The organism is Okeania sp. SIO2B9 (genome assembly GCF_010672505.1).
GTDB lineage: Bacteria > Cyanobacteriota > Cyanobacteriia > Cyanobacteriales > Microcoleaceae > Okeania > Okeania hirsuta.
The window spans coordinates 1-2,284 of record NZ_JAAHGK010001226.1 but is presented as its reverse complement, the minus strand read 5'-3'; the positions used below and the strand labels follow the sequence as shown (position 1 = coordinate 2,284).

The window sequence follows — 2,284 nt, the reverse complement described above, 5'->3', positions numbered from 1 at the left end:
AAATAGGTATGGGAGATAATATTTATTTGGGCGATCGCAATGGTGTACGGACTCCGATGCAATGGACTGCGGACCGGAATGCTGGTTTTAGTCGATAGCTCAAGCGGTCGTTGAATTTTTAACTCCATTATTACCGCCAGATTTTTTAGAACAGCTAGAACAACCAATTAGTTTGTATGACCAGAAAGCTGAATTTTTTACAGACAGGATAAATTTATTTGCTAATTTTTTGTCTACATCAGATGAAAAGATTTCCTTAACTTTGCATACTGATTTGAAGCTTGCTAGTAGCTCTGAACTATTGTTAGACAATCTAGAGATTCAGATTTTGCACAAGGCTAGTTATGACTTTTCAAATAATATCAAAATTGACTTAGGCTCTGATGTTGAACTAAAAGAATTAACATTAAATTCTGGTCAACTTAGTTGCGAAGGTCGTTTAACAGTGAACCCATAACTCCAACCATACTAAACCCTAAGTATTGAGAAGTGGTAAAAGTAGAGTAAAAAAATAATATATGAGGGGTGCAGTAAAAACATAACTATCCGTGCGGTCAAGAATCCCTCCGTGTCCAGGAATTAGTTGTCCAGAATCTTTCACACCTGCATCTCGTTTCATCATCGATTCAGTCAAATCTCCAAGTAGACTGGCAATTCCTACTACTAAACCCAAAACAGCACCTGTCCAAGGCAAACCAGGCCAACCTAAGTACCAAGAACCTAATGTCGCGACTACTATACTACCCACAACACCAAACACTGCACCCTCTACAGTTTTTTTGGGGCTTATTTCTGAAAGTCTAATTCGGCCAAAGAATTTTCCCACAAAATAAGCACCAATATCAGCAGCCCATATACAGCAAAAACCAAGTAGAGTAAATGTTAGGCTCTGAGACCAACTCAAAGGGTCTATCCATGAAATATCCCAGTAATTTCCTAGTGGAATTATTTGAGGTGTCTGTAACTGAGCTTCTAGTCCAACTCTGAGTCTAATCCAATAACTCGGCAGATATCCACCATAAAATAGACCTAAAATTGATGATGCGATATCAGCGATCGTAGCTAATTTTGGCTGAAATAGTAGATAAAAACAAATTAGAGTTCCTGCTAATGTAAATATAGCATCTACTAAATCAGGAGCTAGGGCAGCTACTACCAAAATAACTTGACTTAATGCTAGGGTGGTTTTGGCTGCTGGTGCAATACCTTTGGTGCGTGCTAGTTGAAAATATTCTTGTTGGCCCAGGTAAACGATCGCTCCCATACCTACTGTAAACCACCATCCCCCGAAAATAATCATTCCCAAAGCAACAGCGATCGCCACTAATCCACTAATAATACGAGACCAAGACATAATATGTACAAATTCAGATAAAATAAATGATCGGTTCAGTTTTTGCTCCAATAATGCAGCGTTAAATGTTCCAGTAATTTAATATCTAATTATTATAGACATTTAATTCACTGATAATTATTACTTAATTTATAAATCTATATATTTCAATGTATTGTATAATTTCAGATTAGAGTAAAATTCAGTCTATTTTCTCACCACTAAGGATAAATATGGGATTAATTGCTGCAAAGGTTTGATGTATACCTCTTGTCTCTAAACGATTCAGTGCCGGTTGAACTACTTCTACATTGCGAACCTGTAAATCAGCAAAACTTTCAGAAATAGCATAAAGACTTTCTAGATTAGCAGCAGTGGCGATGACTCGACCTTGGGGTAACAATCTTTTCCAAACTTCTTGGAGTATGGCCTTGATGTGACGACCTCCCTCTATACAGACACGACTGGGCGCTTCGGTTAGACTATCTAGACATTCAGGAGCACTACCTTCGACTACTGTGACATTCTCTACTCCGAAGCGATCGCAATTTCTCCGAATTAAATTTGCTACTTCTTCATCCCTTTCTACGGCAATAATTCGGCCTTGAGGACATATTAGACCTGTTTCGACGGGAATAGTCCCTGTTCCTGCACCAATATCCCAAACAATAGAGTCTGATTGTAATCGTAAATAAGATATTAACAGTAAGCGGACTTCTCGCTTACTCATGGGAATACCAGGTAAACGTTCAAATAAGTCATCGGAGATACCTGGAGTAACATAAGGCCAAAGTGGAGAAGACATAGGAAAATTTTTTTTAGCAGTAATTTAGAAAAGCGGTTGATATTTCGGTAGACTTCTTGCAGAAGTTAGGGAATAGGGAATAGGGAATTGTTGATTTAATATAGAATCCGGTTATATAGTATATGTTGATAATTCTATAATTACTT

Annotated in this window: 3 protein-coding genes; 1 reads left to right on the top strand and 2 read right to left on the bottom strand. The window is 37.7% G+C overall.

The annotated features are described in order from the left end of the window. Positions 1-172 precede the first annotated feature (172 nt). Complete coding sequence (locus tag F6K13_RS29200) at positions 173-457, top strand: hypothetical protein (RefSeq protein ID WP_287289293.1); 285 nt, start codon at positions 173-175, stop codon at positions 455-457. An 18-nt stretch (positions 458-475) separates the two neighbouring features. Here F6K13_RS29200 and F6K13_RS29195 read toward each other — a convergent pair whose 3' ends face one another. Both F6K13_RS29195 and cbiT read right to left on the bottom strand, forming a co-directional pair. Beyond that, a complete protein-coding gene (locus tag F6K13_RS29195; RefSeq protein WP_124146260.1) occupies positions 476-1,354 on the bottom strand; it encodes a phosphatidate cytidylyltransferase in 879 nt (292 codons plus the stop codon). 181 nt (positions 1,355-1,535) lie between these two features. Continuing rightward, positions 1,536-2,138 (bottom strand): precorrin-6Y C5,15-methyltransferase subunit CbiT, encoded by a 603-nt coding sequence (gene cbiT / locus F6K13_RS29190; protein ID WP_124146261.1) that lies wholly within the window; start codon positions 2,136-2,138, stop codon positions 1,536-1,538. Between the last annotated feature and the right edge of the window lie 146 nt (positions 2,139-2,284).